Annotated in this window: 25 protein-coding genes and 1 tRNA gene; 17 read left to right on the top strand and 9 right to left on the bottom strand. The window is 66.7% G+C overall.

What is annotated here, in order from left to right; genetic code table 11:
- Nucleotides 1–85 precede the first annotated feature (85 nt).
- A complete protein-coding gene (locus tag QT386_RS13235; RefSeq protein ID WP_367401438.1) occupies nucleotides 86–340 on the top strand; it encodes a helix-turn-helix domain-containing protein in 255 nt (84 codons plus the stop codon).
- A 20-nt stretch (nucleotides 341–360) separates the two neighbouring features.
- Here QT386_RS13235 and QT386_RS13230 read toward each other — a convergent pair whose 3' ends face one another.
- From QT386_RS13230 to QT386_RS13215, 4 genes are read right to left on the bottom strand one after another with little or no spacing between them, the layout of a single operon-like run.
- A complete protein-coding gene (locus QT386_RS13230) occupies nucleotides 361–999 on the bottom strand; it encodes a DNA-binding protein (RefSeq protein ID WP_289274245.1) in 639 nt (212 codons plus the stop codon).
- Nucleotides 992–1,969: a hypothetical protein gene (locus QT386_RS13225; protein WP_289274244.1), complete on the bottom strand. Its 978-nt coding sequence runs from the start codon at nucleotides 1,967–1,969 to the stop codon at nucleotides 992–994. Before QT386_RS13225 ends, QT386_RS13230 begins: the two co-directional genes overlap by 8 nt.
- Before the next feature lie 12 nt (nucleotides 1,970–1,981).
- Nucleotides 1,982–3,178, bottom strand: a complete 1,197-nt coding sequence (locus tag QT386_RS13220; RefSeq protein ID WP_289274243.1) for a site-specific integrase — start codon at nucleotides 3,176–3,178, stop codon at nucleotides 1,982–1,984.
- Nucleotides 3,171–3,407 (bottom strand): hypothetical protein, encoded by a 237-nt coding sequence (locus tag QT386_RS13215; RefSeq protein WP_289274242.1) that lies wholly within the window; start codon nucleotides 3,405–3,407, stop codon nucleotides 3,171–3,173. Before QT386_RS13215 ends, QT386_RS13220 begins: the two co-directional genes overlap by 8 nt.
- A gap of 115 nt (nucleotides 3,408–3,522) precedes the next feature.
- Here QT386_RS13215 and QT386_RS13210 point away from each other — a divergent pair, with 115 nt between their 5' ends.
- The 9 genes from QT386_RS13210 to pnp all read left to right on the top strand — a co-directional run bounded on the left by QT386_RS13210 (nucleotide 3,523) and on the right by pnp (nucleotide 12,860).
- A complete protein-coding gene (locus tag QT386_RS13210; RefSeq protein WP_289274241.1) occupies nucleotides 3,523–3,765 on the top strand; it encodes a helix-turn-helix transcriptional regulator in 243 nt (80 codons plus the stop codon).
- A gap of 234 nt (nucleotides 3,766–3,999) precedes the next feature.
- Nucleotides 4,000–4,076, top strand: a tRNA-Met gene (locus tag QT386_RS13205).
- An 88-nt stretch (nucleotides 4,077–4,164) separates the two neighbouring features.
- Complete coding sequence (rimP, locus tag QT386_RS13200) at nucleotides 4,165–4,623, top strand: ribosome maturation factor RimP (RefSeq protein ID WP_289274240.1); 459 nt, start codon at nucleotides 4,165–4,167, stop codon at nucleotides 4,621–4,623.
- A gap of 6 nt (nucleotides 4,624–4,629) precedes the next feature.
- A complete protein-coding gene (gene nusA / locus QT386_RS13195) occupies nucleotides 4,630–6,120 on the top strand; it encodes a transcription termination factor NusA (protein WP_289274239.1) in 1,491 nt (496 codons plus the stop codon).
- A gap of 28 nt (nucleotides 6,121–6,148) precedes the next feature.
- Nucleotides 6,149–8,881 (top strand): translation initiation factor IF-2, encoded by a 2,733-nt coding sequence (gene infB / locus QT386_RS13190; RefSeq protein ID WP_289274238.1) that lies wholly within the window; start codon nucleotides 6,149–6,151, stop codon nucleotides 8,879–8,881.
- An 8-nt stretch (nucleotides 8,882–8,889) separates the two neighbouring features.
- Complete coding sequence (gene rbfA / locus QT386_RS13185) at nucleotides 8,890–9,315, top strand: 30S ribosome-binding factor RbfA (RefSeq protein ID WP_289274237.1); 426 nt, start codon at nucleotides 8,890–8,892, stop codon at nucleotides 9,313–9,315.
- 10 nt (nucleotides 9,316–9,325) lie between these two features.
- The gene (gene truB / locus QT386_RS13180) at nucleotides 9,326–10,249 is read left to right on the top strand and encodes a tRNA pseudouridine(55) synthase TruB (RefSeq protein ID WP_289274236.1); all 924 of its coding nucleotides are present in this window, start codon (nucleotides 9,326–9,328) and stop codon (nucleotides 10,247–10,249) included.
- 117 nt (nucleotides 10,250–10,366) lie between these two features.
- Nucleotides 10,367–10,636: a 30S ribosomal protein S15 gene (rpsO, locus tag QT386_RS13175; RefSeq protein ID WP_289274235.1), complete on the top strand. Its 270-nt coding sequence runs from the start codon at nucleotides 10,367–10,369 to the stop codon at nucleotides 10,634–10,636.
- Between the two features lie 115 nt (nucleotides 10,637–10,751).
- A complete protein-coding gene (gene pnp / locus QT386_RS13170) occupies nucleotides 10,752–12,860 on the top strand; it encodes a polyribonucleotide nucleotidyltransferase (protein WP_289274234.1) in 2,109 nt (702 codons plus the stop codon).
- Between the two features lie 464 nt (nucleotides 12,861–13,324).
- Here the strand turns inward: pnp and phaR are convergent, their stop codons facing one another.
- Entirely contained in the window at nucleotides 13,325–13,843 is a 519-nt protein-coding gene (gene phaR, locus QT386_RS13165; RefSeq protein ID WP_289274233.1) for a polyhydroxyalkanoate synthesis repressor PhaR, read from the bottom strand.
- A 58-nt stretch (nucleotides 13,844–13,901) separates the two neighbouring features.
- Nucleotides 13,902–14,849 (bottom strand): tRNA glutamyl-Q(34) synthetase GluQRS, encoded by a 948-nt coding sequence (gluQRS, locus tag QT386_RS13160; protein WP_289274232.1) that lies wholly within the window; start codon nucleotides 14,847–14,849, stop codon nucleotides 13,902–13,904.
- Nucleotides 14,850–15,032: 183 nt separating this feature from the next.
- On the opposite strand from gluQRS, the gene QT386_RS13155 reads away from it, so the two are divergent.
- The 5 genes from QT386_RS13155 to QT386_RS13135 are packed head-to-tail and all read left to right on the top strand — an operon-like array spanning nucleotide 15,033 to nucleotide 20,958.
- The gene (locus QT386_RS13155) at nucleotides 15,033–15,863 is read left to right on the top strand and encodes an HAD-IA family hydrolase (RefSeq protein ID WP_289274231.1); all 831 of its coding nucleotides are present in this window, start codon (nucleotides 15,033–15,035) and stop codon (nucleotides 15,861–15,863) included.
- 56 nt (nucleotides 15,864–15,919) lie between these two features.
- On the top strand, nucleotides 15,920–17,512 hold the full coding sequence (locus QT386_RS13150; RefSeq protein WP_289274230.1) for an FAD-binding oxidoreductase: 1,593 nt from the start codon (nucleotides 15,920–15,922) through the stop codon (nucleotides 17,510–17,512).
- Nucleotides 17,509–17,901 carry an antibiotic biosynthesis monooxygenase gene (locus QT386_RS13145; protein WP_289274229.1) on the top strand — a complete coding sequence of 131 codons (393 nt, stop codon included), beginning with the start codon at nucleotides 17,509–17,511 and terminating at the stop codon, nucleotides 17,899–17,901. The genes QT386_RS13150 and QT386_RS13145 overlap by 4 nt, the downstream gene beginning before the upstream one ends.
- Nucleotides 17,885–19,402: a glycerol-3-phosphate dehydrogenase/oxidase gene (locus QT386_RS13140; RefSeq protein ID WP_289274228.1), complete on the top strand. Its 1,518-nt coding sequence runs from the start codon at nucleotides 17,885–17,887 to the stop codon at nucleotides 19,400–19,402. Before QT386_RS13145 ends, QT386_RS13140 begins: the two co-directional genes overlap by 17 nt.
- Nucleotides 19,399–20,958, top strand: coding sequence for an FGGY-family carbohydrate kinase (locus QT386_RS13135; RefSeq protein ID WP_289274227.1), 1,560 nt, complete (start codon nucleotides 19,399–19,401; stop codon nucleotides 20,956–20,958). Before QT386_RS13140 ends, QT386_RS13135 begins: the two co-directional genes overlap by 4 nt.
- Nucleotides 20,959–20,961: 3 nt before the next feature.
- On the opposite strand, the gene QT386_RS13130 is transcribed toward QT386_RS13135, so the two are convergent.
- The 3 genes from QT386_RS13130 to queF form a co-directional block, all read right to left on the bottom strand.
- Nucleotides 20,962–21,213, bottom strand: coding sequence for a GlsB/YeaQ/YmgE family stress response membrane protein (locus QT386_RS13130; protein WP_289274226.1), 252 nt, complete (start codon nucleotides 21,211–21,213; stop codon nucleotides 20,962–20,964).
- Between the two features lie 119 nt (nucleotides 21,214–21,332).
- Entirely contained in the window at nucleotides 21,333–21,752 is a 420-nt protein-coding gene (locus QT386_RS13125; protein ID WP_289274225.1) for a DUF4124 domain-containing protein, read from the bottom strand.
- Nucleotides 21,753–21,755: 3 nt separating this feature from the next.
- Nucleotides 21,756–22,178, bottom strand: a complete 423-nt coding sequence (gene queF / locus QT386_RS13120) for a preQ(1) synthase (protein ID WP_289274224.1) — start codon at nucleotides 22,176–22,178, stop codon at nucleotides 21,756–21,758.
- A 223-nt stretch (nucleotides 22,179–22,401) separates the two neighbouring features.
- Between queF and smc the strand changes: the two genes are divergently transcribed.
- Complete coding sequence (smc, locus tag QT386_RS13115) at nucleotides 22,402–25,923, top strand: chromosome segregation protein SMC (RefSeq protein WP_289274223.1); 3,522 nt, start codon at nucleotides 22,402–22,404, stop codon at nucleotides 25,921–25,923.
- Nucleotides 25,920–26,642 carry a cell division protein ZipA C-terminal FtsZ-binding domain-containing protein gene (locus QT386_RS13110; protein ID WP_289274222.1) on the top strand — a complete coding sequence of 241 codons (723 nt, stop codon included), beginning with the start codon at nucleotides 25,920–25,922 and terminating at the stop codon, nucleotides 26,640–26,642. The genes smc and QT386_RS13110 overlap by 4 nt, the downstream gene beginning before the upstream one ends.
- The last annotated feature ends 10 nt before the right edge of the window (nucleotides 26,643–26,652 follow it).

The raw sequence follows: 26,652 nt of genomic DNA, 5'->3' as shown, positions 1-26,652 counted from the left end.
CCACTTCATCTATTTTCTCCTAAATATTAAGCAATAGTTATTTCTTAAGCAATGAAACCGTTAGACCAGCTACCTGAAGCCATAGATGCTTTTTCCTATGTCTACAGAGAGCAAACCGCTGTCACTGCGAGAGTTTTTCGGTCGGAACCTACGGCTTGAGCGGACGCGCGCGGCGTTGACCCAAGAGGAGTTGGCCGCCAAGGTCGGCACTGACCAGGGCTACATCAGCCAAATGGAGCGCGGCGTTGCATGGGCGTCGCTCGAGATGGTCGAAAGGCTGGCGACTGCGCTGGACATCAAGGCTGCCGTGCTCTTTGACGAAACTCTCGGCCGGCGCTGAGTCGACAGCCTCACGCCTTTCTATCGATCGCACGGCGCCGCCGCCCTCACCGCATCGACCGCCTCGGCCATGGCTGCAAACCGCCCCTGTAACTCCGCGGCGTGGCGCTGAGCATCTGCAGACCGGTTCCTTTCCGCTGCCAGCAACTCGGTCAGCAATGCCAACTGCTGCAAGGCCGCTCCGCGCTCACCTTCCGCTCGTGCGCGAGCCAAGTCGGCCTGGCGTTCCGCTTCCCTAGAGGCAACCAGCATTTTCTCCGCTGAGGCCAAACGCTGCTCCAACCGCTCGTTGTCCTCCAGCGCCTCATCGCGCTCAACGTTCGCCATCGCGATTTTGCTGGCACCGGCTGCTTCAGTGATCGCGATACGCTCGGCAACCCGAGCTTCTGCCATCGACCAAACCTTGGTTTCGACCTCGCGGAACGCCCGAGCAACCTCCGGCGGAATACTCGACGTCGCTTCGCTCGGCGATTCAGTCAACTCCCGCCACCGGCGTAGGGCGGGGCAGATATCCCTCAGGCTTCCGCCACCGATCGCCTGACGCACCGATTCAGCCGTGACCTTCCGCCCGTCGCGACGGAGAACGTCGGCTGCGGCATGCACCCGCTCCTCGAGGGAGAGTGCCGAGGCGTCCTGATCCGGTATTACCGTATTACCCATTACCATTACCTCCGTTACTACCAACCGACTTGGTGGCCACCTTGGCCGGCCCCCATGACACCGGACGGCGCCTCAACAGCGACGACAAATCCCGGCGCTCCTTCGATGCGGCGCTGCAGTGATCCAGGAAGACCACAATCTCGGCGACCAGATACTCCGCAATGCCGCGGGACGCATGCGGAGTCGCCAGGTACTGCAGGACATAGCGCAGACCCAGTCCGAGTTCGCGATCCTGCCGCTCCAGCCAGTAGAGGTGCGGGGTCAGGAACTCCACCGTCATCGTCTCGTGCCGCAGCACGAACGGATCCTCCGGCCGGCACTCCTCGCCGACCGAGCGCAGCTTGCCGAGGTCGTGGAGCAGGTAGCCCAGCTGGGCCATGGGCGCCGCCAAGGGGTCATCTGGCAATGCCGCGGCGGCGATCCCGCCCGCGATATCCAGCAGGCTCGTGCAGTGCGCGAGCAGGCCTCCGGCGTAGCTGTGGTGGTGGCTCACGCTGGCGCGGCAACGCAACAAGGGCAGGCCGATCGCCGGGTCCAGCAACACGCGCTTCAAGAAACCCGAAAGCGGGTCGGGCAGCGCCTGCTCCAGTTCCACCAGCATGGAAAGGCCGTCCCGGGCTTCCGCCGGACAGGCGCTGCTCGGCAGCAGGGTGGCGGCACAATCGATCTCGGACGGATCAATCGGACAGATCTGGCGAATCTCGAGGTTCGGCCTCCGATCGAACTCACGCACCTTGGCCGTCACCAGGGCAGGGGCCTCCGTTGTAATCGGCCCCACGTGATCACGGTGCTCGGGCCACACGTAGCCAATTACAGAGTCGTACCCGTCACCGAGAATCAGCTGGATCTGCAGCTTGCCGCTCGAGAGGGTCTTATCCCGGCGGGAAACCACCCAAGCCGGCATCTTCACGACCTGGCCTAGGTGGTCCAGCAGCTGAGTGGAGTTCAAAAGGGGCACTGCAGTACTCATTAATAGCGTCTCTTAGGTCGTGGCCGGCGCGGGAGTCGGGTGCAGGGCGCCGCTCACCAGGCGATCGAAAGCTGAGCCATCGCGCCGCGTCAGGTTCGGGACGAATCGGGAATAGGTCTTGAACAGCATCATCGTGTTGGCATGGCCCAACTGCCGGGCGACCCACTCCGGGTTCTCGCCGGCGGCCAGCCACAAGGTCGCGCAGGTATGGCGGGTCTGGTACGGCCGACGCTTCTCCAGGCCCAGGTGGCGGAGCAGGGGATACCAGACCCGGTTGGTCACATTGTCCAGGTCCAGCGGCTCTCCCTCGCGGTTGCAGAAGACGAACTCCTGGTCCCCTGTGATCGCCTGCTGGGCGCGCAGTGCCTCGAGCACCGGCTTGCTCATTTCGATCTCGCGTTGCGAGCCGTCGGTCTTGGTGTACTCGAGCTCGCCCCGGACCAGGTTTTCGCGCACCAGGATCTGGCCCCGCTCAAAGTCCACGTACTTCCACTTCAGGCCGTGGATCTCTCCCGTGCGCATACCGGTCAGGAAGCGAACGGTGAAGTAGTTGCGGTAATCCGTCCGCACGGTGTCCAGGATCAGCCGGACCTGGTCCATCGTGAACGGATGGATGTCGATCTTGGGCTGCTTGAGGCGCTTGATCTTGTCGACCGGGTTAACGAACTCGAACCGCTCCGCGGCCTCCGCCAGGATCTGGCCGAGGATCTGGACGACCCGGTTGAGGGTCTTGGGGGAGAGGGTCGCATTGCCATTGCGGCCCTTTGCCTGTGCCAGGACCGCTCGGAACTGCAGGATGTCCGACTTGGTGATCTCGCCGACCGGCTTCTCGCCGAAGTTCGGGATCAGGTGGCCGTTCACGGTCGACTCGACCGTGGCCAGGTGCGACTTGCGCCAGGACGGCTTGAACTCGGTGGTCCAGGTCTGGACGAAATCCTTGAAGAGGGGCGTCTCGGACTTCACCGCAGCCGGCAGAATGGTCGCCGGGGCGGCCTTGGCGACAAAGCGCTCGGCCTGGGTGCTGCCGGGAAACTGCCGGGCATAGTCGAAGGCGCCGGTTGCGATCGCCGCTTCGATATTGTCGAGCACCCGCTGCATCAGCTTCCGGTTGGCCGGGGTGTCCGCCAGCTTGGTGTACTCGCGGCAGCGGACGCCCTGGTAGCGGAAGTCGAAGAACAGGCCGCCCTTAGAATTTCGAATACTAGCCATGGCAAACCGCACCGTTCGCCATCGGGATGGCCACCATGGACGCAGCGGTGCCGCAAAGCATGTCCTGCTCGATCGTTTCCCACAGGTACAAAATCTTTCGGCCGCCGAAGGGGCGGACGTAGTGCTTTCCCTCCAGCAAAACGGAATCCTTCAAACGTTCGCGAATGGTCCGAACGTCATACTTAATTCGCGCCGCTAGTTCCTCCGTCGTAAGATACGTCTGACTCATCTAATTGCTCCTTTGTAAACTCCATGATTCATTTGAATCGTGAAGCATATGTATCACGCAGTTTACATTTAGTCAATCACAAGATTCATATGAATCACAGAAATAGGTCAATGCAATGATTCGGATCCTGTTCGCGCAGATGCTGGATGAGAAAGCCTTCCGCGAAAGGCGAAAAATCACGCTCAATGATGTGAGTGACGAAACTGGGCTCTCGCGCCCCACGGTGTCGCGAATTGCGAACGTGCCCGGGTACAAAACGGGAACCGACACGCTGGATGTCCTGTGCAGGTACTTCCAGTGTCAGCCGGGCAGCCTACTCACCTGGGTTGATGAACAGCCCGACGGTCAAAAAAAATAGACGGGACCTCTGCGTGGGCTACGAATGGGCCACCAATGGGCCATAGATGGGCCATGGCAGAAATCGGGCGGCGAAAAAACTTAGTGCAACCCGGCATTCTTGTGTCTATAATCGCCGCCCCGGACGCTACTGCTCGCGTTCGGGCGGTTGGAGTTTCACCAGTGTCTTCAAGGAAGTAGGAAACTTTTCCTTGTAGTGGTGGCCTCAAATCTTCTACAATAGTCGTCTGTCTGGTGCGGGGTGGAGCAGTCTGGCAGCTCGTCGGGCTCATAACCCGAAGGTCGTAGGTTCAAATCCTGCCCCCGCTACCAATTTAAGATTTTGTAGGCTCCGACATGGCCCCTTGTGGGCCATTTTCATTTCTGAAGATTTTCTGAGGCTTTTTTTCGAAAGATGACCGTGCTGCGCGAGAGACTGGTGCAGATGCTGGAACCCGTCGTGGAATCGATGGGTTACGAGCTCGTGCTGCTTGAGTACAGCCCGAACAGCCACAACGCCCTGCTGCGGCTGTTCATCGACAGCGCCAACGGCATCGGCCTGGAAGATTGCGAGAAGGTCAGCCGTGAAGTGGCGGCCCAGCTCGATGTCGAAGACCCCATCAGCACCCAGTACTCGCTGGAAGTCTCTTCGCCAGGCCTGGACCGGCCGCTGGTCAAGCCGGCGCACTTCGAACGCTTCATGAACGAACAGGCCCGCATCCAGTTGCTGGCGCCCAAGAGCGGGCGTCGCCGCTTCATCGGCTGGATCCGCGCGGCGAGCGACAAGAGCGTGACCCTCGAGACCGACCAGGGCCGCGTCGATATCGAATATTCCGAGATGGAACGGGCGCGTCTCGTTCCTGACTATGACCGGGAGTAGTAGCGCGTGAACAAGAACATTCTCTTGATGGTAGACGTCGTCTCCAACGAGAAGGGCGTCGAGAAGGAAATGATTTTCCAGGCCCTGGAGGCCGCGCTCGCTTCCGCCGGCAAGGAAAAGTACGGCGACGAGTCGGAGCTGCGCGTCGCCATCGACCGCACCACCGGCGAGTACGACACCTACCGCCGCTGGGCCGTTCTCGAGGACGACAGCGAGGACTTCGAGTACCCCGAGCGCCAGATCAAGCTGACCTACGCGCAGAAGGAAAAGGAAGACTCCCAGCCCGGCGACGTCATCGAGCGCAAGGTCGAGTCCGTGGACTTCGGCCGCATCGGCGCCCAGAAGGCCAAGCAGGTCATCGTGCAGAAGGTGCGCGAGGCCGAGCGTTCCCAGATCGTGGCGGCCTACAAGGCGCGCGTCGGCGAGCTGATCACCGGCCTGGTCAAGCGCATCGAGCGCGGTAACGTCATCCTGGACCTGGGCGGCAACGCCGAGGCCATCGTGCTGCGCGACCAGCTGATCCCGCGCGAGCCGGTGCGTCCGGGCGACCGCATGCGCGGCTACCTCTACGAGGTCAGCCCGCAGGTCCGCGGCCCGCAGTTGTTCCTGTCGCGCACTTCGCCGCAGTACCTGATGGAGCTGTTCAAGCTCGAGGTGCCGGAAATCGCTCAGGGCCTGATCGAGCTCAAGGGCGCCGCCCGTGACCCGGGTCTGCGCGCCAAGATCGCCGTCCAGGCCAAGGACAAGCGCATCGACCCGGTCGGTGCTTGCGTCGGCATGCGCGGTTCGCGCGTGCAGAGCGTGTCCAACGAGCTCGCCGGCGAGCGCGTCGATATCGTGCCCTGGGACGACAACATCGCCCAGTTCGTCATCAATGCCATGGCCCCGGCCGAAGTCGAGACCATCGTCGTCGACGAGGAATCCCACGCCATGACCATCGGCGTGTCCGAGGACAAACTGGCGCAGGCCATCGGCCGCGGCGGCCAGAACGTACGCCTGGCTTCCGAGCTGACCGGCTGGGCGCTCAACGTCATGACCGCGGCTGAGGCCGAGGCCAAGAAGGAACAGGAAAACCTGGGCGTCCTGCAGGTGTTCATGGACAGCCTCGACGTCGATGCCGAAGTGGCCGGCGTGCTGGTGCAGGAGGGCTTCACCTCGCTCGAGGAGATCGCCTACGTGCCGGCCGAGGAACTGCTGCAGATCGACGAGTTCGACGAAGCCATTGTCGAGGAGCTACGCAACCGCGCCCGCGACGTACTGCTGACCAAGGCGATCGCCAAGGCCGAGCGTGCCGCCGGTGCCACCCCGTCCGAGGACCTGCTGTCGCTCAACGGCATCGACGAGGACACCGCCTATGCGCTGGCCGAAGCCGGCGTTGCCAACTGCGAGAGCCTGGCGGACCTCGCGACCGATGAATTGCTGGAAATGTTGCCCGACCTGGGCGACGAGCGGGCCTCCGCGCTGATCATGGCGGCGCGTACCAAGGCTTACGCCTGAGGCTGCCTGCGTAAGGCGAAGGAACACTATGTCGACAAACGTCACGGTTCAGGATTTTGCCAACGAGCTGAAGCGGCCTGTCGCCGAACTGCTGGTGCAGTTCAGCGAAGCCGGTGTGTCGGTATCCGACGCACAGTCTTCCATCACCCCCGAGAACAAGGTGGCGCTGCTGGCCTACCTGCGCCAGAAGGCGCCGGGTGGCGGTGGTGGCACGCTCGGCACCCGTAGCAGCAGCATCACGCTCAAGCGCAAGGAAACCACCGAGCTCAAGCTCGGCGGTGGTCGTGGCGCGCCGACCAAGACGGTCAGCATCGAGGTTCGCAAGAAGCGCACCTACGTCAAGGACGACCTGATGGAGGGCGGCGCGGAAGCCGCCGCCACGGCGGTTGCCGCACCCTCGGCCGTCGAGCCGGCCCCGCTGGACGAAGAGGCCATCCGCGCGGCGGAAGAGGCTGCCCAGCGCGCCGCTGCCGTCAAGGCCGCCGCCGCCGAGCGGGCTGCCGAACTGGCTGCCCAGCGTGCCCAGGAAGACCTCGAGCGCCAGCAGGCTGCCGCTGAGGAAGAACGCAAGCGTGCCGAGGCCGAGGCCAGCGCGCGCGAGGCTCGTGAGACTCACGAGCGTCGCATGAAGGAAGACCCGCTTTACCGCGCCAAGTACGAGGCCGAGTCCTCGCGCAACCGCGCCGCGGAGAACGTACGCCGTGCCGCCGAGGCCGCGCGCCTGGCCGCCCTGGCCCCGCCGCCGGCACCGACCCCGGCCGCCGCCCCGCGCCGCCCGGCCTCCGCCACCACCGCGACCCCGGCTCCCGGAGCCGCGCCCGCGCCGGGTGCCGACCGCGGCGGTCGCCGTGACGACCGCCATCACCGCACCGAGCTGCACCTGGCCGAGGGCAAGGGCGGCAAGCGCGACAACAAGAAGAGCAAGAAACCCACCGGACGCATCCGCGTCGACAATGCCCACGGCTTCGAGAAGCCGGTGGCGCCGATCGTCCGCGAGGTCGAGGTGCCGGAGGCGATCACCGTCGGTGAGCTGGCCAATCGCATGGCGATCAAGGCCACCGAGCTGATCAAGGTCATGATGAAGAACGGCGTCATGGCCACCATCAACCAGACGCTCGACCAGGACACCGCGGTGCTGATGGTCGAGGAAATGGGCCACTCCGTCCGCACCGTCAAGGCTAGCGACTTCGAGGAAAGCCTCGAGCAGGCCGTGACCGGCGGCGACCAGGAAGCCGAAGGCACGCCGCGTCCGCCGGTGGTTACCATCATGGGCCACGTCGACCACGGCAAGACCTCGCTGCTGGATCACATCCGCAAGACCCGCGTCGCCGCGGGCGAAGCGGGTGGCATCACGCAGCACATCGGTGCTTACCACGTGACGACGCCCAAGGGCATCATTACCTTCCTCGACACCCCGGGCCATGCCGCGTTCACCAAGATGCGCGCCCGTGGCGCCCAGGTGACGGACATCGTCATCCTGGTGGTGGCGGCCGATGACGGCGTCATGCCGCAGACCCGTGAAGCGATACAGCACGCCAAGTCGGCGAAGGCGCCGATGATCGTGGCCGTGACCAAGATCGACAAGCCGGCAGCGGATCTCGATCGCGTCAAGAACGAGTTGACCAAGTACGAGGTCGTGGCGGAAGAGTGGGGTGGCGACACCCAGATCGTCGGCGTGTCCGCCTTCACCGGCCAGGGTATCGACGAACTGCTCGACGCGATCCTGGTGCAAGCCGAAATCCTCGAGCTCACTGCTCCGGTCGAAGCCGCCGCGCGCGGCAACATCCTCGAATCCTCGGTGGAGAAGGGCCGTGGCCCGGTCGCCACCGTGCTGGTGCGCGCCGGTACCCTGAAGCAGGGCGACGTGATCCTCAGCGGTCCGCATTTCGGCCGCGTGCGTGCGATGTTCGACGAAGCGGGCCGCCCGGTGAAGGAAGCCGGCCCGTCCATCCCCGTCCAGGTCCTCGGCCTGTCCGGTGCGCCGGATGCCGGCGACGACGTGGTTGTGGTGGCCGACGAGCGCAAGGCCCGCGAGCTGGCGATCGTGCGTGAGCAGAAGCAGCGCGAGCAGCGTCTGGCGCAGTCGCAGGCCGTACGCATGGACCAGGTCTTTGCCCGCATGGGCGAGGGTGAGCAGAAGTCGCTCAACCTCATGGTCAAGGCCGACGTGCAGGGTTCCGCCGAAGCTATCACCGAAGCGCTGCGCAAGATTCCCAGTGAAGAGGTCAAGGTCAACGTCCTGTCGACCACCATTGGCGGTATCAACGAGTCCGACGTCGACCTGGCGCTGGCGTCCAAGGCCATCATCATCGGCTTCAACGTCCGTGCCGACGCCGGCGCGCGCAAGCACATCCAGGATACGGGTGTGGACGTGCGCTACTACTCGATCATCTACGAGATCATGGACGACGTCTCCGACGCCATCTCGGGCCTGCTGGGCACCGAGACGCGCGAGCAGATCGTCGGCATCGCGCAGGTGCGCGACGTGTTCCGCAGCTCCAAGTTCGGCGCCATCGCCGGCTGTCTGGTCATTGATGGCCAGGTGCAGAAGAGCCTGCCGATCCGCGTGCTGCGCAACCAGACGGTCATCTACGAGGGCACGCTGGAATCGCTGCGCCGCTTCAAGGACGACGTTGCCAAGGTCGAGGCCGGCACCGAGTGCGGTATCGGCGTGAAGGACTACAACGACGTCAAGGTCGGTGACCAGATCGAGTGCTTCCAGCGCATCGAAGTGCGCCGCAAGGTCCAGGCCGCAGCGTAGGCTTAGACGTGCCCAAGGAATATCCGCGCAAGCTACGCGTCAATACCCAGCTGCAGGCCGAGCTGTCTCAGCTGATCCGTAGCGAGCTGTCGGATCCCCGGGTGGCGGGTGTCACCGTGACCGGCGTCGACGTGGCGCCGGACATGCGCGAAGCCAAGGTCATGGTCAGCCTGTTCGGTTCCGACGAGCAGCTCAAGGATGCACTGAAGGGCCTCGGCAGTGCCGCCGGCAAGCTGCGCCACGGCCTGTCCAAGCGCATGCTGATGCGTACCGTGCCCAACCTGCGTTTCGTGCCAGACCTGGCGCTGCGCGCCGGCGACCAGGTCAGCGGCCTGATCCGCAGTGTGATCGAGGCCGACAAGCAGCACGCCCGTGACCGCGGCGAAGAGCCGGGCAGCCAGCCCACGGCCACGCCGGACGAAGAGGGCAACTAGCCTGCGGCACATGAAACCCCGGATTCCACGGCGTCCGGTCAACGGCATCCTGCTGTTCGACAAGCCGCTGGGTCTGTCCTCCAATGACGCGCTGCAGCGCGTCAAGCGCCTGTTCCGTGCCGAGAAGGCCGGCCACACCGGCAGCCTCGATCCGCTCGCCAGTGGTATGCTGCCGATCTGCTTTGGCCAAGCCACCAAGCTCTGCGGCCAGTTGCTGGAGTCCGACAAGCGCTATGTCGCGCGCCTGTGCCTGGGCCAGAAGACCACCACCGGCGACGCGGAGGGCGAGGTGATTGCCACCAGCGACGCCTCCGGGCTGACCCGCGAGATGCTGGAGGCGGCGGTACCGGCCTTCACTGGCCCCATTTCCCAGGTGCCGCCGATGTACTCGGCGCTCAAGCACCAGGGCCAGCGCCTCTACGAGCTGGCCCGCGAGGGCGTCGAGATCGAGCGCCAGCCGCGCGAGGTCACCATCCACGAGCTGCGCCTGACCGCCTTCGGCGATGGCGAGTGCGAGCTGGACGTGCGCTGCTCCAAGGGTACCTACATCCGCACCCTGGCCGAGGACCTGGCTGCCGCAGTCGGGCATTGTGCCCACCTGATCGGCCTGTACCGCGTCGCGGTGGAGCCGTTCGAGGGTGCGCCGCTGGCCTGGGACGCCCTGGAAGCCCTCGCGGCCCAGGGCGAGGCGGCCCTGGATGCCTGTCTGCTGGATACGGTGGCCGCCGTGCGGGGCTGGCCCCAGGTCCGCGTCGAGGAGGCCCGAGCCGGGTATCTGGCCCATGGACAGCCCGTGCGGGTGGCCGGCGCGCCGGCGCGGGGGCGCGTGGCGGTGCTGGACGAGGCCGGACGGCTGCTGTGCCTGGCCGAAATCGATGCGGACGGCCTGGTGGCGCCGCGCCGCTGGCTGGCCGTGCCGGCTGCCGGCGCATAGGCTCGCCGCCGGTCGGCTGGGTGAAAAATGCCGCAGGAACCGCTTGTTAGGCTGTACGCCGGGCCGCTATAATCCGGCGCTTTACGACAGACGATTTTAGAGTTGGAGCAAGAGTCAATGACGTTGACCGTTGAACAGAAGGCCGAAGTGGTGAAGAAGTTTGCCCGCGGCCAGGGTGATACCGGTTCGCCGGAAGTCCAGGTTGCCCTGCTGACCGAGCGCATCAACAGCCTCGCTCCGCACTTCGAGCAGAACAAGAAGGACAACCACTCCCGCCGTGGCCTGCTCAAGATGGTGAACCAGCGCCGCCAGATGCTGGACTACCTCAAGAGCAAGGACGAGCCCCGCTACAGCAAGCTCATCGCCGAGCTGGGCCTGCGCCGCTAATCGCGGCGCTTTTGCTTTCTGGAGATGCGGCTGGTGCGGCCTCTCTCCATCGGACTGAAATCCACGCGGCCCGCTCGAACCTTCGGCGGGCCGCCTAGTTAACGAGGACATGCCCATGGCGATCTCCGCCTATCCTGCAGCGCCCGTCACCAAGACGTTCCGCTATGGCAACCACACCGTCAGCCTGCAGACCGGCCACATGGCCCGCCAGGCCACCGGCGCCGTCATCGTCAATATCGACGACACCGTGGTGATGGTCACCGTGGTCGCCAAGAAAGAAGCCAAGCCGGAGCAGGATTTCTTCCCGCTCACGGTCGACTACATGGAGAAGTTCTACGCCGGTGGCCGCATCCCGGGTGGCTTCTTCAAGCGCGAAGGCCGTCCGACCGAGAAGGAAACCCTGACCTCGCGCCTGATCGATCGCCCGATCCGCCCGCTGTTCCCGGAAGGCTATTACAACGAGATCCAGCTGATCGCCCAGGTCGTCTCGCTGAACCCGGACGTGGACGGTGACATCCCGGCGCTGCTCGGAGCCTCCGCCGCGCTGGCGCTGTCCGGCGTGCCCTTCCAGGGCCCGATCGGCGCCGCCCGCGTCGGTTACAAGAACGGCAACTACATCCTCAACCCGAACGTCTCCGAGCTGGTGGATTCCGAGCTCGATCTCGTCGTCGCCGGCACCAAGGACGCCGTGCTGATGGTGGAGTCCGAGGCCGACATGCTGTCCGAGCAGGTCATGCTCGGCGCCGTGCTGTTCGGTCACGAGCAGATGCAGGCCGCCATCACCGCGATCAACGAGTTCGTCGCCGAAGCCGGCAAGCCGAAGTGGGACTGGAAGGCGAGCGACCGCTCGGCCGTCCAGGCCTTCGTCGCCCCCTTCGAGGGCCAGATCGCCGAGGCCTACGGCTACACCGACAAGCAGGTCCGCTACGGCAAGCTGGATGAAGTGAGCAAGGCCGCCAAGGCTGCCCTCACCGCAGACGCCGGCTTCACCGTCAACCAGGTGAAGTACGAGCTCGACGAGCTCAAGGCCAAGATCGTGCGTAACCGCATCCTCGATGGCCACCCGCGCATCGACGGCCGCGACAAGGTCACCGTGCGTCCGCTGTCGATCAACGTCGGTACGCTGCCGCGCACCCACGGTTCGGCCGTGTTCACCCGTGGCGAGACCCAGGCCCTGGCCGTGGTCACCCTGGGCACCGGCAAGGACTACCAGATCATGGACGCGATCAGCGGCGAGTGGCATGAGCACTTCATGTTCCACTACAACTTCCCTCCGTTCTCGGTGGGCGAGACGGGCCGCCTGAACTCCCCCAAGCGCCGCGAGATCGGCCACGGTCGCCTGGCTAAGCGCGGCGTCGCCGCCGTGATGCCGGACCTGCAGAAGGAATTCCCGTACGTGGTGCGCGTGGTTTCGGAGATCACCGAATCCAACGGCTCCTCGTCGATGGCCTCGGTCTGCGGCTCCAGCCTCGCGCTGATGGACGCCGGCGTGCCCATCAAGGCACCGGTGGCCGGTGTCGCCATGGGCCTGATCCTGGAAGAAGGCCGCTGGGCGGTGCTCACCGACATCCTCGGTGACGAAGACCACCTCGGCGACATGGACTTCAAGGTGGCCGGTACGCAGGACGGCATCACCGCGCTGCAGATGGACATCAAGGTCGCCGGCATCACCGGCGAGATCATGGCCCAGGCCCTCAAGCAGGCGAAGGACGCCCGCCTGACAATCCTGAACCAGATGAACGAAGTGATCGCCAAGCCGCGCACCGAGCTGTCGATGCACGCGCCGCGCATCACCATGATCAAGATCCACCCGGACAAGATCCGTGAGGTCATCGGCAAGGGCGGCGCCACCATCCAGGCGATCACCCGCGAGACCGGCACCTCGATCGACATCGACGACGACGGCACCATCAAGGTCGCCGCCGTCGACGGCAAGGCTGCCGAAGCCGCGATCGCGCGCATCAACGCGCTGACCCGCGACGTCGAAGTCGGCGCGATCTACGAAGGCAAGGTCGCCAAGATCATGGATTTCGGCGCGTTCGTGACGATCACCCCGGGCAAGGACGGCCTGGTCCACATTTCCCAGCTCGCCGACAAGCGTGTGGAGAAGGTGGAAGACGTCGTCAAGGAAGGCCAGATCGTCAAGGTCAAGGTTCTCGAGGTCAGCAAGGACGGCAAGATCCGCTTGTCGATGAAGTCCTTGGACGTCGAGGCCCAGGCCTGATCCGCTTGATTTGTGCGCTGCGATAAACGCACAATAATTGAAGTGGCAGCTTGTGGCGCACCGAGAGGTGCGCCACAAGTCTTTCTGGAGAGGGGGAAACGCGCCGATTACAACCATAACGGCGGCGCAAAATATAAAAACTGAGTGGCTTAAGACGGCGGTCCATAAAAAAACCCCCGGGGGGACCGGGGGCAAGGTGCGAGAAAGGCGCTAGGCCTTTCTGGAGGAGACCGTTCAGACCCGGCAGCGCAACCCGTTGCCGGGTTTTTTGTTATCTGCCGTTCTATGTTGCAGTGCAGTATAGGGATGGTTAGCTTGCTTGTCAATAAATTTAACGAAAATTTAATAACAAGCCAATCAATCACTTAAGCCAAAAGTACAGCTGTATTTTTGTGCGATGCAGCGTAGCCCGGGCACAAAAAAGCCGCCTGCTCCGGATGGAGGAGGCGGCCCTTCCGGAGCCCTTACTCGGAGGGCGGCAGCTCTTCGCCGTTCTCGTCGATGCCGGCGCGGCGCTTGATCAGCTTGGCCTTGGTCGAGAGGTTCTTCAGGAACTCGCGGCGCACCGAGCGCCAGATCGGGACCTGCTTGTCGGCCATTTCCTTGAGCACATGCAGCGGCTGCTGGGCCTGGCCCAGCATGTTGCGCAGCTGGTCGGTGAACTGGTTCTGCTGGTCCTGGAACAGCTGGGCCGACAGTTCCAGGTAGCGGCTGATGCTGGTCTGCATCGGATCGCCGTAGTAGCGGATGATCGACTCCAGCAGATCGTTGGTGAAGATCGGGTTGCCGCCTTCTTCCTGCTCGGCGATCACCTGCAGCAGGATGCTGCGGGTGATGTCCTCGTGGGTGCGCTTGTCCTCCACCCGGAACTTGGCGCCCTGCAGCACCAGCAGCCGGATCTCTTCCAGCGTGATGTAGCGGCTGATGTGCGTGTCGTAGAGACGACGGTTCGGGTACTTCTTGATGATGCGGATGTCGGACATGTCGCTCTGGCTGGATTTTGCTGCACTGCGTTTGCTGCATAGCATCATGCCAGAATGGTCAATTAGTCTCCACCTTGCGATGTTGCGCCGCGACAAGCGCCTGGGGGCGCCAGTGGGCCAGGCCCCAGGCCAGAATTTCCGCCGGTGCCGCGCCCTTGAGCTCAGGCGGAGGGGCCTGCTTCAGCGCATGCAGGCACTGCCACAGGCTGGAGCCGGCCTCCCCAGCCTGTAGCGGTGCAGCATGGTTCTGCTTGCTGAGCTTGAGGCCGTCGCCGCCCAGCAGCAGGGGGCCATGGGCATAGGCGGGCGGCTGCCACCCCAGCCGCTGCGCCAGCAGCCGTTGCCGGAAGGTCGAGCCCAGCAGGTCGGAGCCGCGTACCACCTCGGTGATGCCCTGGTGCTGTTCATCCACCGCACAAGCGAGTTGGTAACCAGTCATGCCGTCGGCACGCCGCAGCACGAAGTCGCCCACCTCGCGCTCCAGGCTGCGGCGCTGTTCGCCCCGCCACAGGTCCGCGAAACGCAGTTCACCCTGTTCAACGCGCAGGCGCAGCGCCAGCGGCTTGCCGGCCTCGGGCGGATGCCGGCGGCAATGACCGTCGTAGACCGGGCCGTCCGGGCCGGGCAGGGAGGTCTGCTGCAGGCGTGCACGCGTGCAGGAGCAAGGGTAGGTGAGTCCCGCGGCCGCCAGACTTTCCAGGGCCTCGTCGTACTCCGCCTGGCAGCCCGTCTGGTAGCGCGGCTCACCGTCCCAGGCCAGCCCGTGGGCCTCCAATTGCTGCAGGATGACAACCTCCATGCCGGGTGGGCAGCGCGGGCGATCGAGGTCGTCGATGCGCAGCAACCAGCTTCCGCCGCGAGTGCGCGCCTGCAGCCAACTGGCCGTGGCGGTCAGCAACGAGCCCAGATGCAGCGGGCCGCTCGGCGTCGGTGCAAAACGCCCGACGTAGGGCTTGTCGGGGTTTCCATCGGCCGAAGGGCCCCTGTCGTCGGTGGAATGCTGCATCTGGAAAGCCTGGGTCTACAGTAGATACCACTGTGATGTGCGTATCGGCAGAGTGTGATGAAAGTGCGGAGAATCACACAATATGTTCGAAATCATGCTACAGTAATCTCAGTGTCAACAGTTGCAGGACACCATGGAATCAGAGCCTTGCCAAGGTAGTTGCCGTAACGTCGGAGCGGTCTCATGACGTTACGGGCCGTACTGTTCGATGTGGACGGCACCCTCGCCGACACCGAGGCCCTGGGCCATCGCCCCGCCTACAACCGCGCCTTTCGCGAGCTGGGGCTGCAGTTCCGCTGGGGCCCCAAGCTTTACCGCCGCCTGCTGAAGCAGCCCGGTGGCCGCGAGCGGCTCAAGTATTTCTTCGAATCCGAGCGTCCCCCCCTAGGCGAGCACCAGGCCGAGGCCGACGCCAACATGGACGCCTGGGTCTCCCGTGTCCATGAGCTGAAATCCCGCCACTTCAAGCGCTACATGCGCCACGGCCGCGTGCCGCTGCGTGCGGGCATTGCCCGCATCATGCGCGAGGCGCGCGAGGCCGGCGTGCAGCTGGCCATCGTCACCAACGCCAGCCGCAAGACCCTGCATCCGGTGCTGCGCTACAGCATGGGCCCGGAGCTGGCGGCCGAGATCGCCGTGATCGCCAGCGGCGAGGAAGTGCGCCACAAGAAGCCGGCGCCCGATCTCTACCGCCTGGCCATGCAACGCCTCGGCGTCACGCCGGAAGAATGCGTGGTGCTGGAGGACTCCGAGATGGGCCTGGAAGCCGCTGCCGCCGCAGGCCTGGCGGCCGTGGTCACCATCAATTCCGACACCGTGGCGCAGGACTTCACCGAAGCCTCGCTGGTGGTCAGCAGCCTCGGCGAGCCGGGCGCACCAACACGCGTGATCCGCGGCGAGCTCGGCGAGTATCCCTGGGTGACGCTGGATACGCTGCGCCGCATCTGCGACGCGCGCCTCGCGCCTCCGGCGCCGGTCGCGCTGACCGTGATGCGGCACGCCCAGGCCGCCTAGGCCTTCATACCAGCGGGGCCCTATACTCCCTCGAAAATTCAAGGGAGCCGCAATCCGTGCGACGCTGGAATGGCTGGGGCGACGACGCCGAGAATAACCCCCTGGGCGAAGATGCCCTGGCGTTCCTGAAGGAACGCGTCGGTGAGACGCGGCCCAACCGCGATGCCACGCAGGACGAGGCGCTGGCGCAGGTTCCTGTCAGCCGCCTGCCGCAATCCACCGTGTTCAGCACCGACGCACGCCTGCGCATGCTGCGCGCGCGCGGCCAGAGTTTCCCCGACTGGGTGGCGATGAAGAGCGGCCGCTTCGGCCCGGTGGCCGACGGCGTCGCGCTACCCTCCAGCCATGAGGAAGCCGCCCAGGCCCTGGCCGAGGCGCAGCGCCTGGGGGCCCTGGTGATTCCCTACGGCGGCGGCACCAGCGTTGCCGGTCACCTGAATGTGCCGGCTGGCGATCGCCCGGTAGTCAACATCTCGCTGGAGCGCATGAACCGCCTGGTGGACGTGGATGCCGAATGCCAGCTGGCGCGCATCGGCGCCGGTACGCCGGGGCCGATGGTGGAGGCGCAACTGGCGCGCTACGGGTTCCTGCTCGGGCATTTTCCGCAGTCCTATGAATACTCCACGGTCGGTGGTTGGGTGGTGACCCGCTCCTCCGGCCAGCAGTCCTATCGCTACGGCCGCATTGAGCAGATGTTCGCCGCCGGCCGCCTGGCGACGCCGCGCGGCGAACTGCGCGTCGGCGGCCATCCCGCGTCTTCCGCGGGGCCGGACCTGCGTGAGGCGGTGCTGGGCTCGGAAGGCCGCTTCGGCCTGCTGACCGACGTGACGGTGCGCGTGCGCCCGCTGCCGCAGCAGGAGAGCTTCCACTCGGTGTTCTTCCCGAGCTGGGATGCTGGCCTGCAGGCCGTGCGTGCGATCACCCAGGCGGACGTGCCGCTGTCGATGCTGCGCTTGTCCAACGAGGTGGAGACCGAGACCCAGCTGCGCCTGGCCGGCCACCCCGAGATGATCAAGTGGCTGCAGCGCTACCTGGGCGTGCGCGGCATCGGCCCAGGGCAGTGCATGCTGGTCTTCGGTGTCACCGGCAGCCTGGCCGAGGCCCGGCGCATGCGCCGCGACGCCCTGGCACTGGCCAAGCGCCATCGTGGCGTGCACGTTGGCAAGACCATCGGCAAGGGCTGGGCCAAGAACCGCTTCCGCGGCCCCTACCTGCGCAACTCGCTTTGGGAGGCCGGCTACTCGGCCGACACCGTCGAGACCGCCATCAACTGGAACCGCGCCACGCCGATGATGCGCGCCATCGAGCAGGCGGCGCGCGAGGTGCTGGGCGAGCAGAACGAACGAGTCCACGCCTTTACCCACCTGTCGCATGTCTACCGCCAGGGTTGCAGCATCTACTCCACCTTCGTGTTCCGCTCCACCGGCACGCCGGAGGCGGACTACGAGCGCTGGCGCAAGCTCAAGGCCCGGCTGTCGGAAACCATCGTCGCCCAGGGCGGCACCATCAGCCACCAGCACGGTGTCGGCAGCGACCATGCGCCGTACCTGCCCGCCGAGAAGGGCGAGCTGGGCATGAACCTGATCCGTGCCATGGCCCGCGAGGTCGATCCGGCCGGCATCATGAATCCCGGGAAGCTGTTCGCATGAAACTCTCGCGCACCGGCTTCGCCGTGGTCTATCAGTGGCGCATCAAGGCCGGCATGGGGGCCGAGTTCCGCGCCGCCTGGGAGGACCTCACCGCTTGGATGGAGCAGCGCTACGGTGCCCTGGGTGCGCGCCTGCACCGCACTGACAACGGCACCTTCGTGGCCTACACGCAGTGGCCCGACCAGCGGGCCTGGGAGAAGTCCTGCACCGTGCAGAAAGAGGGCGACGCACCGGTCGCGGTCGCCGAGCCGGACGAGGGCGACAGGCTCTCGATGCGCCTGCTCGAAACGGTCGAGGAAGCCTGGTCGCCCATGTTCCTGAGCACGGTCTCCGACCGGCTCGTCCCCGAGCAGACGCAGCTGGACCTGCCGCGTGACGCCAGGCATTGAATCCCTCGCGCCGTCCTTCGATCTGGCGATCGTCGGCGGCGGCATCACCGGTGCCGGCATCTTCGCCGAGGCACTGCGCACCGGCGCTCGCGTGCTGCTGGTGGAGCAGGGAGACTTTGCGTCCGGGACCTCCGCCTGGTCCTCCAAGCTGGTGCATGGTGGCCTGCGCTACCTGAAGGAAGGACAGTGGCGGCTGACACTGGAATCCGTGCGCGAGCGCCAGCGCCTGCTGGCCGATGCGCCGGGACTGGTGGAGACGCAGCCCTTCCTGATGCCACTCTATCGGGGAGCCAAGCCGGGGCGCGGCGTCATGCGCGCGGGCCTGGCGGTCTATGACCTCATGGCGGGCCGCCGGGCGTCGCGTTGGGTGCCGCGTGACGAACTGCTGCGGCTGGAGCCGGGCCTGCGCCGCGAGAACCTGCTGGGCGCGATGGCCTACGAGGACGCGCGCACCGACGACACGCGCCTGGTGCTGCGCCAGATTCTCGAAGGCAGTGCCGCCGGCGGCACCGCCCTGAACTACACCCGCGCCGAACTGCGCCAGGACGGCGGCCGCGTGTGCGGCCTGCGACTGCGCGATGTCGAGACCGGCGCGGAGCGTGACATCGACGCCGGCATGGTGATCAACGCCGCCGGCTGCTGGGCCGGGGGGCTGCCGGGCGCGCCGGCGGGTGCTCCGCTGCTGCGGCCGCTGCGCGGCAGCCATTTCGTGTTTCCGGCCGCCAGGCTGCCGCTGGCCCGCGCCGTGTCCTGGCTGCATCCGCGCGATCGCCGGCCGGTCTTCGCCTATCCCTGGGAGGGCGCGGTGCTGCTCGGCACCACCGACCTGGACCACGAAGGCGCGCTGGACCGCCCCGGCATGAGCACGGCCGAGTCTGCCTACCTCATCGAGGCGCTGGACGCGCAATTCCCCACGCTGGGCCTGAAGGCAAACGATGCCATCTCGGTCTACGCCGGCGTGCGCCCGGTGGTCGCCAGCGGCGACGGCGATCCCTCCGCGGCCTCGCGCGAGTCCGCGCTGTGGAGCAGCCCGGGCCTGGTCGGCATCACCGGCGGCAAGCTCACCACCTTCCGCGTCACCGCGCGCCAAGCCCTGGTCGAGGCGGCCAGGCAGCTGCCGAAGCTCGCGCCTGCGCAGGATGCCCCGGTGTTCCCCGCGCCGGCCGGCGGCGGCAGTCAGCGCCTTAAGGGGCGCCTGGGCGCCGCCGTGGTTGCGCGTATCGCCCGCGAATTCCCGCGCGAGGCCATGCAGGGTATTGGCGGCACGCCCTTCACCTGGGCCGAGCTGCGCTGGGCCGCGCGTGCCGAGCGGGTCCGACACCTCGACGACCTGCTGCTGCGCCGTACCCGACTGGGTCTGCTGCTGCCGCGTGGCGGCGAGGCCCTGCTGGAGCGCATCGGCGCCGTCTGCCGCGAGGAACTGGGCTGGGACGAGCCACGCTGGCAGTCGGAGCGTGCGGCCTGGCTGGAACACTGGCAGGCGCAGCACGCCCCGCGATGAACGACGCTCGCCTGCTGTCCATCGATGTTGGCACGCAGAGCGCTCGCGCCATCGTGTTCGACGCCCAGGGCCGCCTGCTGGCCAAGGCGCAGCAGGTGTTCGAGCCCACCTACCATTCGCCGCAGCCCGGCTGGGCCGAGCAGGACCCGGAGCTCTACTGGCAGGGCGTCGCCGCCTGCTGCCGCCGGCTCTGGGAGCAGGGCACCGTCAGGCCCGAGCAGATCAGCGGCATCTCGCTGACCACGCAGCGCGCCACGGTGGTCTGCCTGGATGCTGCCGGCAAGCCGCTGCGACCCGCTATCCTGTGGCTGGACCAGCGCCGCTGCGACCAGCCGCCGCCGATGGGTCCGCTGTGGAACACGCTGTTCGGACTGGCCGGCGTCACCGATCTGATCGGCCACCTGCAGCGCCAGGCCGAGGCCAACTGGCTGGCGCAGCACGAGCCGCAGTTGTGGCGCGACACGGCGAAATTCCTGCTGCTGTCCGGCTGGCTCGGCTATCGGCTGACCGGTGAGTACCTCGACTCCGTCGGCTCGCAGGTCGGCTTCATCCCCTTCGACTACAAGCGCCTGGACTGGGCCGGCCCGAGTGACTTCAAGTGGAAGGCCCTGGCCGTCCGGCCAGAGCAGTTGCCGCGCCTGGTGCCGCCGAGCGCGCCGATGGGCCGGCTGTCGGCCGCCGCCGCCGCGGAGCTGGGCCTGCCCTCGGGCACGCCGGTGATCGCCGCCGCCGCCGACAAGGCCTGCGAGGTGCTGGGCTGCGGCGTGCTGGAGCCCGATGTCGGCCAACTGTCCTTCGGCACCACCGCCACCATCAACACCACGCAGTCCCGCTACATCGAAGTGCAGCGCATGCTGCCGCCCTGGCCGGCGGGCTTGCCGCAGGCCTACAACACCGAGATCCAGATCTTCCGCGGCTTCTGGATGGTGAGCTGGTTCCGGCGCGAGTTCGGCATGCGCGAAGAGTCACTGGCAAAGGAATGCGGCGTCGCGGTCGAGTCGCTGTTCGACGAACTGGTGAAGAACGTGCCGCCGGGCTCCATGGGCCTGATGCTGCAGCCCTACTGGACCCCGGGCGTGCGTGAGCCAGGCCCGGAGGCCAAGGGCGCCATCATCGGGTTCGGCGACGTGCACACCCGCGCCCATGTCTACCGCGCGATCCTGGAAGGCCTGGTCTACGGCCTGCGTGCCGGCCGCGAGCAGATCGAGCGCCGCACCGGCCGTCCGCTGCGCCTGCTGCGCGTGGCCGGCGGCGGCTCGCAGTCCGACGAAGCGCTGCAGATCACGGCGGATGTCTTCAACCTGCCGGCCGAGCGGCCGGAGCACTACGAGACCTCCGCGCTGGGCGCGGCGATCAGCTGCGCCGTGGGCCTGGGCCTGCATCGAGACTTCGCGACCGCCGTGGCGGCGATGGCGCGCATCGGCCGCCGCTTCGAGCCGCGACCGGAGGTGGTGAAGACCTATGACGCGCTGTATCGCGAGATCTACCGCGGCATGTATCCGCGGCTGCGGCCGCTGTACCGGAAGATTCGGCAGATCACGGGGTATCCGGCCTGAGGCTCAGGCCTTGCGCAGCAGCCGGTAGATCACCAGCAACAGCACCGCGCCCAGGGTCGCCACCAGGATGCCCTGCACGGTGAAGCCGTTGAAGCTGGTGATACCCAGCTGCGTCCCGACCCAGCCGCCGACGAAGGCACCGCCGACGCCCAGCAGGATCGTGATGATGAAGCCGCCCGGGTCCTTGCCCGGCAGCAGCCACTTGGCCAGCACGCCCGCGATCAGGCCCAGCACGATCCACGACAGGATGCCCATCATCATTCCCCTTCAGGTGTTCAGTGTCCGGATTGTGGGCATGCAAAATGAACGGTGGCTGTCTGGCCAGCGCCTGCCATCCATTCCCCGTCGAGGCGACGGGGAATGGATGGCAGGCCCTAGTCGCAGTGTTCCTGCACGGCCGCGCGGGCCTCGGCGCGCCGCTGGTCGATCTGCTGGGGGCTGAGATAGCTGCGATCACCCTTCTGGTCCGCGGAGTAATAGACGCCGGTGCCCTGCATGTGGGCACTCTGCCGCCGGGCCTGCTCGCAGCGTTGCTGCCGTTGCCGCTCGGCTGAAGCCGCCTGCCGCTGCTCTCGGGCCTTGTCGGTGGGGCTCTGTCCGACCGCTTCCATCGCCTCGAGGTGCGGGCTGGCGCCGGGCGAGGGTGGTGGCGGGGCCACCTGCCCGTACTGTCCCTGGGCCGGCGGAGTCTGGCTGTAATGGACCTGGCCCTGGGCGTCGACCCAGCGGTAGGCCTGGGCTCCGGCCAGGGCCGGGGCCAGCAGCAGGCAGAGGGCGAGGGCAGTCCGCCGCATGTCTCAGGGCGTCTGGCCGGCGCCGGTGGGGTCCACGTGCCAGGCCGACGGGGGCAGCGTGCCGTTCCAGCCCTTCTTGCGGTGCTCGGCGGTGACGTGGGTGTAGATGCCGCCGCGGACGTTGAATACCGCCGTCAGGCGCATGTAGCGGGGCTTGGTGGCCTTCACCAGGTCGTCCAGGATCTGGTTGGTGACGGCCTCGTGGAAGCAGCCCTCGTCACGGAAGCTCCAGATGTACATCTTCAGGGCCTTGAGTTCCACGCAGGCCTTGTCCGCTACGTACTCCAGGTACAGGGTGCCAAAGTCCGGCTGACCGGTCTTGGGGCAGAGGCAGGTGAACTCCGGGATGCGCATGCGGATGGTGAAATCGCGCTGCGGGGCCGGGTTTGGGAAGGTCTCAAGGGTCTTGCTGGGCAGGCTTGCCATGTTTTTCAATAGGTTGGAAGGTCTTTTGGCTGGATCGCTTGCGGTCCAGCCCAAACAAACGGGGGAAATTATTGATCTGGCGCTCCCAGGACTCAATCCAGGGATGTGGGCGGGCAAGCCAGGGCGGGTATTTTCCTGTATGGCGCCGGATCAATAATTTACACTAGGGGCTTACTTCATCACCCACTAGAAAAGGCCCCCAGAGGGCCGGCCCGATCATTCCATGCGACTTTCTGGCATCAAACTCGCCGGGTTCAAATCCTTTGTCGATCCGTCGAGCCTGCCCCTGCCGACGAACCTGACCGGTGTCGTCGGCCCCAATGGCTGCGGCAAGTCCAACATCATCGACGCGGTGCGCTGGGTGTTGGGCGAGACCAGCATGAAGAACCTGCGTGGCGCCGACTCCGAGGACGTGATCTTCAACGGCTCCAAGTCGCGCAAGCCCGTGGGCCGCGCCATGGTGGAGCTGGTGTTCGACAACTCCGACGGCCAGGTCGCCGGCCCCTACGCCGCCTACTCCGAAATCTCGGTGCGCCGCGAATTGACCCGCGACGGCAGCTCGCAGTACTTCCTCAACGGCCGCAAGTGCCTCAAGCGCGACGTCACCGACCTGTTCCTGGGTACCGGCCTCGGCGGCAAGAACCAGTACGCCATCATTGAGCAGGGCATGGTCTCGACCATGATCACCGCCAAGCCCGAGGAACTGCGCCAGTGGCTGGAGGAAGCCGCCGGCATCTCCAAGTACAAGGACCGCCGCAAGGAAACCGAGTCGCGCATCCGCGGCACGCGCGAGAACCTGGCGCGCCTCAACGACCTGCGCTCGGAGATCACGCAGCGCCTGGAAGTGCTGGGCAAGCAGGCGGCCAACGCCGAGAAGTACAAGGAGTTCAAGGGCGGCGAGCGCCAGCTGCGCGCCGAGATCCTGGCCCTGCGCATCCGCACGCTGCAGCAGCAGTCGGCCGGCCACGAGGCCGCCATCGGCGAGCTGGAACAGGCCCTGGAGGCCGCACGCCTGCGCGTCAGCGAGCTGTCCGACGCCCGCATCGCCGCCGAGATCGAGCAGCGCGTGCTGGCGCAGAAGCTGGGTGACGAGCAGAGCCAGGTCTACGAGGCCGAGGCCGGTCTCGCGCGCCAGGAGCAGAGCCTGAACCACGCGCGCCAGCTGCAGCAGATGAAGATGCGCGAGCTGGAGCAGCTGGCCCGCCAGGTGGCGGAGCTGGAGCAGCGCCAGCAGCGCGAGCAGCAGCGCCTCCAGGACTCCGCGCGCCAGACCGCCGAGCTGGAAGACCAGGCCCAGCAGGCCGTCGCGCAGGAAGAGCAGGCGCAGTCCGACCTGATCGAGTCCGACGACGACGCCAACGCCGAGCAGAAGCGCTGGGACAGCTTTGCCCAGGACGCTGAAACGCCGCTGATGCAGACCGAGGCGGAGCGCGTGCGCGTGCAGCAGCTGGAGCGCGCGCGCTTCCAGGCCGACGAGCGCTACAAGCGGCTGGAGGCCGAGCACGGCGCCATCAACCTCGGGCCGATCCAGGCCAGCCTGGCCGATGCCGACAACGAGCTGCGCCTGCTGGGCGAGGAGATCGAGGTGGCGCAGGAGCGCCTGCAGACTCTCGACACCGACCTGCAGACGCTGCGCGAGGACCGTACCCAGACCGAGAACGCCCTGCACGAATCGCGGCAGATCCTGCAGAGCGCCCGGGGCCGCGTGGCCTCGCTGGAGACGCTGCAGCAGGCCGCACTGCGCCAGGACGACGCCGAGCTGAACCAGTGGCTGCGCCAGCAGCAGCTGACCGAGGCCCCGCGCCTGGCCAGTGCGCTGCAGGTGGAAGGCGGCTGGGAATCGGCGGTGGAGCAGGTGCTGGAAGGCCTGCTGCAGGCGCCGCTGCTGCCGGACTTCGCCGCGCGCCTGCGCGGTATGGGCGAGGCGCCCAAGGCCGGCATCGCCCTGCTCAACCAGGCCGGCGGCAGCGCCAGCGTGGGCCTGGGTGCCAAGGTCAGCGGCCCGCAGGCCGTGCTGGATCTGCTGTCCACCGTGCAGGTCGCCCACAACCCGGGCGAGGCCGAGGCCATGGCCCAGACCCTCGGCCCGGCCGAGTCGGTCATCACGCCGGATGGCGTTTGGCGCGGCCGCAACTGGATCCGCTACCCCAAGCGGGGCGAGGGCAACAGCGGCGTCATCGCCCGCGGTCAGCTGCTCAAGCAGCTCAAGGCCCAGGTCGAGGAGCAGACCGCCGCCGTGCAGGAGCATGAGGCCCGCCTGGGCGAACTGCACCAGCGCATCCGTACGCTCGAGACCGAGCGCCGCGAGCTGTCCGGCAAGTTCGACCAGTCGCGCAACCGCCAGGCCCAGAAGATGGCCTTCCGCCAGGCCCAGGCGGTGCGCCTGGAGCAGGCCCAGGGCCGGCAGTCGGCGCTGGGGCAGGAGTTGGAGGCGCTGCGCGAGCAGCGTGAGCTGCAGACCGCCGAGCTGGAGGAATCCCGTACCCGCCTGGTGTCGCTGGAGGACGTGGCGCAGCAGCTGCGCAACCAGCGCGCCGAGATGCAGCAGACCCTGGCGCGCAAGCGTGACCTGGTGCAGCGTGCCCGCGTGGTGCTGCAGCAGACCCAGGCGGCGCGCAACCAGATCCAGGTGCGCATCGCCAGCCAGGCCTCGTCGGTCGCCGCCCTGGAGCAGAGCATCCAGGACCTGGCCGTGAACCGCGAGCGCCTGATCGAGCGCAAGGCCGAGGAAGAAGCCCGCGCCGGCGAGCTGGACGCGCCGCTGGCCGAACAGGTCGAGGGTGTGGAGGCCGCCCGCGCCGGGGTGGAAGCCGCCCGCGAGAAGCTGCGCGAGGTGCGCCTGCAGGTCGAGCAGATGGACAAGTCGCTCACCGAAACCATCCAGGTCTCGCGCAACGCCGAAGGCGCCAAGGACGAGGCGCTGGAGAAGCTGCAGCAGGCCAAGCTGGAGTTCGAGAACCTGCGCGCCCACCGCGAGAGCCTGGACGAGCAGTTCACCGAGACCGGCTTCAACCGCGAGGAGCTGTTCGCCGGCCTGGCCGCGGAAGCCGAACTGCAGGGCTGGGAGGAGAAGCTGGCGTCCATCCTGCGCCGCATCGACCGCCTGGGCGCCATCAACCTGGCCGCCATCCAGGAACTGGAAGAAGCACAGCAACGGTCACAGTACCTGGCCGACCAGCACGCCGACCTTCACGGCGCCCTGGAGACCCTGGAAGAGGCGATCCGCAAGATGGACGCCGAGACCAAGGAGCTGTTCAAGCAGACCTTCGACAAGGTCGATACCGTCTTCCGCGACCGCTTCCCCAAGCTGTTCGGTGGCGGCGAGGCCTACCTGGAGCTGACCGGCGACGACCTGCTCGATGCCGGCGTGCGCGTCATGGCCCGCCCGCCGGGCAAGCGCAACAGCTCCATCCAGCTGCTATCGGGCGGCGAGAAGGCGATGACCGCCGTGGCCCTGCTGCTGGCGCTGTTCCAGCTGAACCCCGCGCCGTTCTGCCTCATGGACGAAGTCGACGCCCCGCTGGACGACGCCAACGTCGGCCGCTTCTGCGAGATCGTCCGCGAGATGTCGCAGGGCGTTCAGTTCATTATCATTACCCACAACAAGATCACCATGGAGCTGGCCAAGCAGCTGCACGGCGTGACCATGCAGGAGCCGGGCGTGTCGCGCCTGGTAAGCGTGGATATCGACCAGGCAGTGGAAATGACGTCCAGCAACCCAGCCGAGACCGAGAAAGCCGAATGAGCGTGTTGCAGTGGGCACTGCTGATCGTGGGAGCGGCCGCCGTCATCGCGGTCTACGTCGTCAGCCGGCGCAGCAGCCGCCTGCCCAAGGACTGGGAGCCACCCTCCGGCCGGGGTAGCGTGCCGCGCGGCGGCGTGCCGGGGCTGCCCGGCAAGCCGGGCGCCGACCAGATGGATATGTTCGCCCAGGGTTCCCGGGGCGGTGAGTTCGACGAATTCGGCGTGGGCAAGCCGCGCAAGCGCGCCGAGCAGGACCTGTTCGGCGAGCCGGTTGCCGCCGCGCCGGCCGCGGCGGCCCCGGTCGAAGAGAAGATCGTGACCCTGCTGATCGCCGAGCGCGAAGGCACGGCTATCTTCGGCCCCAAGATCCATCTCGCGTTGCAGGCCCAGGGCCTGCAGTACGGCGAGCACCGCATTTACCACCGCCTGCAGGGCGGCAGGGCCGTGTTCTCGGTGGCCAGCCTGGTCAAGCCGGGCCTGCTGGACCCGGCCGAGCAGCAGGGCTTCTCCACCCCAGGCCTGACCGTGTTCATGCTGCTGCCGGGGCCGGCCAAGCCGGGCTCCGCGCTGCAGGACATGATCTCCACGGCACAGTCGCTGGCCAACGCGCTCAACGCCGAGGTCTTCGACGCCAGCCGCCAGCCGCTGACGCCGGACAACGCGCGCACGCTGAAGGCCGACGTGGGCGCCTGGGCGCAACGCAATAACGTCGCGCTGTAGCGAGAGATTG

Source organism: Solimonas sp. SE-A11 (genome assembly GCF_030345715.1).
In the GTDB taxonomy this organism is placed as follows: domain Bacteria; phylum Pseudomonadota; class Gammaproteobacteria; order Nevskiales; family Nevskiaceae; genus Solimonas_A.
The sequence above is the reverse complement of the archived record's forward strand: the minus strand, read 5'-3'. Positions and strand labels throughout refer to the sequence as shown.

Coding starts and splice junctions, on each gene's coding strand:
- infB (WP_289274238.1), top strand. CDS start 6,149: ATGTCGACAAACGTCACGGTTCAGGATTTTGCCAACGAGCTGAAGCGG.
- QT386_RS13220 (WP_289274243.1), bottom strand. CDS start 3,178: ATGGCTAGTATTCGAAATTCTAAGGGCGGCCTGTTCTTCGACTTCCGC.
- QT386_RS13215 (WP_289274242.1), bottom strand. CDS start 3,407: ATGAGTCAGACGTATCTTACGACGGAGGAACTAGCGGCGCGAATTAAG.
- QT386_RS13145 (WP_289274229.1), top strand. CDS start 17,509: ATGAAACTCTCGCGCACCGGCTTCGCCGTGGTCTATCAGTGGCGCATC.
- truB (WP_289274236.1), top strand. CDS start 9,326: ATGAAACCCCGGATTCCACGGCGTCCGGTCAACGGCATCCTGCTGTTC.
- pnp (WP_289274234.1), top strand. CDS start 10,752: ATGGCGATCTCCGCCTATCCTGCAGCGCCCGTCACCAAGACGTTCCGC.
- QT386_RS13125 (WP_289274225.1), bottom strand. CDS start 21,752: ATGCGGCGGACTGCCCTCGCCCTCTGCCTGCTGCTGGCCCCGGCCCTG.
- QT386_RS13135 (WP_289274227.1), top strand. CDS start 19,399: ATGAACGACGCTCGCCTGCTGTCCATCGATGTTGGCACGCAGAGCGCT.
- gluQRS (WP_289274232.1), bottom strand. CDS start 14,849: ATGCAGCATTCCACCGACGACAGGGGCCCTTCGGCCGATGGAAACCCC.
- QT386_RS13155 (WP_289274231.1), top strand. CDS start 15,033: ATGACGTTACGGGCCGTACTGTTCGATGTGGACGGCACCCTCGCCGAC.
- QT386_RS13230 (WP_289274245.1), bottom strand. CDS start 999: ATGGGTAATACGGTAATACCGGATCAGGACGCCTCGGCACTCTCCCTC.
- QT386_RS13210 (WP_289274241.1), top strand. CDS start 3,523: ATGATTCGGATCCTGTTCGCGCAGATGCTGGATGAGAAAGCCTTCCGC.
- QT386_RS13110 (WP_289274222.1), top strand. CDS start 25,920: ATGAGCGTGTTGCAGTGGGCACTGCTGATCGTGGGAGCGGCCGCCGTC.
- smc (WP_289274223.1), top strand. CDS start 22,402: ATGCGACTTTCTGGCATCAAACTCGCCGGGTTCAAATCCTTTGTCGAT.
- QT386_RS13130 (WP_289274226.1), bottom strand. CDS start 21,213: ATGGGCATCCTGTCGTGGATCGTGCTGGGCCTGATCGCGGGCGTGCTG.
- QT386_RS13235 (WP_367401438.1), top strand. CDS start 86: ATGCTTTTTCCTATGTCTACAGAGAGCAAACCGCTGTCACTGCGAGAG.
- rpsO (WP_289274235.1), top strand. CDS start 10,367: ATGACGTTGACCGTTGAACAGAAGGCCGAAGTGGTGAAGAAGTTTGCC.
- queF (WP_289274224.1), bottom strand. CDS start 22,178: ATGGCAAGCCTGCCCAGCAAGACCCTTGAGACCTTCCCAAACCCGGCC.
- QT386_RS13225 (WP_289274244.1), bottom strand. CDS start 1,969: ATGAGTACTGCAGTGCCCCTTTTGAACTCCACTCAGCTGCTGGACCAC.
- phaR (WP_289274233.1), bottom strand. CDS start 13,843: ATGTCCGACATCCGCATCATCAAGAAGTACCCGAACCGTCGTCTCTAC.